The sequence below is a fragment of the uncultured Shewanella sp. genome (assembly GCF_947495455.1).
GTDB lineage: Bacteria > Pseudomonadota > Gammaproteobacteria > Enterobacterales > Shewanellaceae > Shewanella.
In genome coordinates, this window is sequence record NZ_CANLZC010000017.1 from 19,894 (window position 1) to 25,303 (window position 5,410).

A 5,410-nucleotide genomic window follows, 5' to 3' on the forward strand; every position below is an offset into this window, starting at 1 on the left:
ATCGGCGAGTGAAGCTGGGCACCTTGAGGTTAGCATTGATTTTGATTTACCCTGCACTGCGAGCGACAAAACATCATCAAGCTCACTGTTATACTATGGCGTTCAATATAGTGAGCATTATCGGTCTAATTCTCGGACATAACTTTTACTAACGCATTCAAAAAATGTTTACCTCTGGGCGAGCCAAAACCTGTGGTCATGTCCCAACCTTCTGTCGTGGGATAGCCAGTCACATCACTATAAATGAGCGTGCCGTCATTCAAATATTCAAATACTTGATTACTCACTTGTTCACCGGCCAACACAGTACCGAGTGTGGTCGGCACAATATCGTTAAAAGCAGTATCATCCTCTATTTGGTATAAATATGGGTTTAAATGACCAATATAATCCATTCCTTGCTCAGCTAGATATTGATTTATTAATGCAAAAAAACCGGCAACTTGAGGTGCAGATGCACTGGTTCCCCCCTCGACATGCCAAGTACCGTCATAGTAAACGGGTACACCGCTACTCACTGAAGCATTCCAAGCAATATCCGGAATACCACGGCCGCGGCCTGATTGTGTATAAATAATATCCGCAACTGGTGCTTGCCAATCTGGAATATCAAATAAATCACTATTGCCTCCACCAGTGGCATCTCCAGACCAAGCTTCATTCCAGACTGTTTCAATTTGTTGTAAAGGAATTTGTGGAAAAGGGACATCAATAAAATTAAAATAATCTGGATTGGCTACTGCATCCACTGCACCAGAATTATCCGCAGAAGCGAGATAAGGATCATTGCTTGTTGGATACCAATTCCAAGCATATTGTAATTGCGTTCCGCCAACCGCTATAACATATGGACTCGATGCAGGATAAAGCACATTAGGAGTATGATTATCTTCAAAAGCGGTTAAAGAGGCATTATTGCTACCTTCATCCCCACTTGATGCAAAAAAAGTAATGCCTTTTTCTACACCTGCTTTAAATTTCGCTTCCATTTCTGTGATTTCATCAGCTGTATAATCACTTTCTCTCGCCCCCCAACTTAATGAAACAATGGTTCCTGGAGAATAATAATCTATTGTATGTTGAAGAAGACTGGTAAAGTCTGCTATTGCATCGGAAAAATTATCATTGGCGTCACTCGGTGAAACCAATAAATCAATACTGGCATGTGGGGCAATGGCATGGGCCCACTGAATATCAAGTGAACTTTCTTTGCCCCAATCATAAGTAGAATCAACATTACTGTAATCGGGTAAGCCCAAAGGAAAACGTTGCTCAAATTCAGGCATTGCTTGATTTGGGAAAAAAGCATCATGAAATAAATTTAAATCTTCTTCTGCACTCTGACTGCCATAAGAAGCAATAACGACAATTTGAGTTTTTGCTCCCTTTATATCCCATGGCGTACAACTCATAAAGCTGATAAGCTTCTTGCATATCTGTTGGGGTATAGCATTTTAATTTTTCATACTGGGTTAAACTGCCATCACTATTATAAGTCGGTGCAACACAACGAGTAGTGCTATTGTCGTCGAAACAGGCCGATAACAGTAATATACCGACACTTATATTGACACTAGGACCGATTTTTAAATTAATCATATTTTCAACTCACTTTTCAGAGAACTTGAATCGCCTTAAACATCAAATAGTGCTGACTAAAAGTCATTGCTACTTGGTCATCGAAATCTGTGCCTTATTCCAGCCTAATGCCACAAAGACGACCATGTGATCGTTCCATCTTCTAAATATTCAACGAACTTGATTATTGGTCAACCTGAGTATAGAGACTTTCATGTTCAATAAGGTGCTATTCATATTAGCAAACTGAAAACTAGGTTAACTGACTAGTGAAAAAGGGTCATAGTCAGAAATAAGTGAAGGAAGGGCATTTAACCCCTAATCTATTCACTAAAAAGTGAGCGGAAGAACATCATCAAGCTCACTGTTATGAATACTATTATGAATATAATGGGGAAATAATGAGTCTAATCCTCAGACATCACTTTTACTAACGCTTCTAAAAAATCTTTCCCCCTTGGCGAGCCAAAACCTGTGGTCAAATCCCAACCTGCTGTCGTGGAATAACCGAGCACATCACCATAAGCCACACTGCCATCATTCAAATATTCAAATAACTGATTATTCACTTGCTGGCCAGCTAAAACGGTTCCTTGAGTAATGGGTAAAATATCATTGAAGGCATTTTTATCCTCTATTTGGTACAACCAAGTATTTAAATGACCAATGTAGTCCATGCCTTGTTCAGCTAAATACTGATTAATTAATCCGAAAAAAGCGGCAACTTGTGGCGTTGCAGCATCACCATGAATCGCCCACGATCCGTCATAATAAGCTAGCACACCACCGTTTACGGATGAACTCCAAGCGAGATCGGGGATCCCACGGCCTGTTGCTGTGTTATTATCAATTATTTCTGCAACAGGTGCTTGAAAATCAGGAATATCAAACAGTGTACTGATCCCACCACCTGTGGCGATCTCTGCCCAAGCTTCATTCCAAACGGTTTCTAACCGAACACTAGGATTGTCGGGGCTATTAAAGTAATCTGGATTTTTGTCATCAGAATCCAGATAAGGCGTGTTACTCGTTGGATACCAACTCCAACCATATTGTAAAAGTGTTCCACCAACCGCAGTCACATAAGCACTGGATGCGGGATAGTAAATAGTCGGTTCATCCTCATAATTACTACTGCCATAATCACCGGTTGAGGCAAAAAACGTGATCCCTTTATCCATCACTCCTTTTTCTAGTAAGGTTTCAATAGTTTTTATTTGATCTTCACTATAATGACTTTCAATTGCTCCAAGGTTCATGGACACTATTGTTCCTTCGGCATAATCACCCTCATTGACAATATAATTGATCACATCAGCCAAACTATCTAATGAAGTATCAATTTGTCCCATGACTAAATCAATGGAAGCATCCGGGGCAATGGCATGAACCCACTGGGTATCAACGGCTACACCACTTTCCCAACTAGTGTTATATTCTGGATCGCCTACCGTAATACTCTGAAAATCAGGCATATCACGGTTAGGAAAAAAAGCATCATGAAATACACTTAACTCTTCAGCTGTTGTTCTATTCGCATAAGCATCAACAATCACGATTTTCACACCCGCTCCTGTTAACCCCATATTATAGAATTCATCCAGTTGATAAGCCTTCTGTATGTCTTGTGGGGTATAGCACCTAATAATATTGGTTTGTTCAAGTGTGCCATCACTGTTATAAGTTGGAGCTGTACACCTTGATTGATTATTGTCTTCAAAACAGGCACTAAGTCCTAATAAATTGACTATTAGAATGATATTTCTTACTTTTATATTCATCAAAAACCTTCCCTAGAAAATGGTTATTTATATACTTATCTTTATTGACTACTAATATAGATTAAATTATTTATTACATGGATATATAATTGAATTATAGTCTGTAACTTCATAAGTAAAATAGCAATATTCTTTTACCATAACTAAATAAACAAAATTATTTTTAAAATAATTTTATTTATTTAGTAAAAAAGTCGCATTGTTTATATGAGCACCAGCTGATATACCAGTATTGCTTATTTGTTTTTATTAATAAAAGCGGTTTATAAAAACGATTAAATAAAGCCTAACTTTATAAATTCAATAAGAAAAGGTAAAGGAATAACATGAAACTGATACCAAGTTTAATCTTAACTTTAGCGTCAATAGGTTTATTTTCTACATCATTACAAGTTGTTGCGAATGGATCTAAAGTTGAAATGCCCCCCTTATACCAAAAAGAAGTGTTATCAAGATCGATAGCCAATGAAAAAAGAGCTATTTCAAAAGAACTTGCGATAAATTATAAACACTACCATCGCCATTTAAAGTCTCAAGTCAATCAGTATCAACTCAGTATCAACCTTGAAAATTTTCATTATTTGAACTCACAAACAGAGACGAATATTAAGCACCTTAATCAAAATATTAGACAATTAAAAGGCATCACAAAATATAACAGTAACATCATCGACTTACGCTTGGCTGATGTGAAAATGTTAAGTCAGTGGCAAGGGGGGCAATCCCCGTTATTTGCTTATGCACCGGAAGGAAATGATACTCATTGGACGTATATTGAAGCCTTTGACGAAGCAGGTAATATTCATTTACTCGATGCTCACGTAGTACCAGATAGACCTGTGTTCATTATTGAACTGAATAATGAACAAACATTGAAAGAAGGCATCGAAACAATGCGCGCTATGTTCAATGCCACGAAAGTCAATAACGGCATAAGTACATTGAATAGTGAATTTTCAGCTTCAGCAGATGAGCCATTATCAACAACCGCCATTAAACATATTAAACTTAAAAATGTAGAGGAATCTTGGATATCAGGAGATGCGGAAGTTTATGCTATTGTATCCGGAATAAGCCCTGAAAATACAGATGTTGCCCCTCAACTTGATATTTTAGAGTTTCCCTATCTGAATGAAGCTGACACGAATTACTCGCCGAATCAGATTATTGTGCAATGGGAAAACTATCGTTGGCAAGCTGTCGATATTCTCCTTATGGAAAACGATGATAATACCAACTATAAAGCGCTTGCCGAGACTATCTTAGCAGCTGCAGAAGCAGTACTCAGACTCATTCCTGATCCGACTGTTCAAGGTTATGCCATTATACCGCAATTAACGAATGCCATTATTCAAGCCATGCCAGATTCATGGTGGACAAATGATGATGACTACCTAGATGTATTTTACACTATTTTTGAGGATCAAATGTATACTAACCATAAAGGTGCGAGTAACAATGCCACTGTTGATTTAGAACCCTTAATGATCCAACCAAGAAACTAATTCAGGATAAAAAAATGTAAACGACTATTTAAAACTTTAGTCGTTTATATTTTAATTAAGTAAAAATAAACTTGCTTACCCGCATTAAACTTCACCTAAAAACCAATTAACAACTTTGGTTAAATTTCACTTTTATGTTCACCCCCTATATTTATGCTGAATGAAAATTGAAGATTGATAATTGATAGAGTAAATGAATGTAAGTATTGACAAGGAATTAAGTTGAAATTTATTCATTAAAGTAGGTTACACATTGTATTTGCTGTGTTATTGACATCTTAATCGTTATTGTTGTTTTAATTTTAAGTATATATAAAGGCGAAAACATATTAATAACGTGAACGTTTGTTTTTCCTCCACTCTATGTTTAGCCGAAAATAATAAACTCTTGTTCATTTGACTTTAATTGTTCATTTATTATAAAAAAGGTATAAATTTGATTTATCTGCGGTTCTCATATAGAGCTTATCCAGTTCTCATATAGCTTCCAATATAAATATAAATAAATCGTGTTACTTATTTTGATTATTTAATACAGGACTCATT

The 5,410-nt window shown here is 36.6% G+C and carries 3 protein-coding genes; 1 reads left to right on the forward strand and 2 read right to left on the reverse strand.

Features of this window, described 5'->3' with window-relative positions; translation table 11 throughout:
- Window positions 1-125 precede the first annotated feature (125 nt).
- Together Q0791_RS07045 and Q0791_RS07050 are read right to left on the reverse strand one after the other, a co-directional pair.
- The gene (locus Q0791_RS07045) at window positions 126-1,412 is read right to left on the reverse strand and encodes a S53 family peptidase (RefSeq protein WP_299004182.1); all 1,287 of its coding nucleotides are present in this window, start codon (window positions 1,410-1,412) and stop codon (window positions 126-128) included.
- Window positions 1,413-1,985: 573 nt separating this feature from the next.
- A complete protein-coding gene (locus Q0791_RS07050) occupies window positions 1,986-3,359 on the reverse strand; it encodes a S53 family peptidase (protein ID WP_299004184.1) in 1,374 nt (457 codons plus the stop codon).
- 326 nt (window positions 3,360-3,685) lie between these two features.
- Here Q0791_RS07050 and Q0791_RS07055 point away from each other — a divergent pair, with 326 nt between their 5' ends.
- Window positions 3,686-4,864, forward strand: a complete 1,179-nt coding sequence (locus Q0791_RS07055) for a DUF3103 family protein (RefSeq protein ID WP_299004186.1) — start codon at window positions 3,686-3,688, stop codon at window positions 4,862-4,864.
- Window positions 4,865-5,410: the final 546 nt, after the last annotated feature.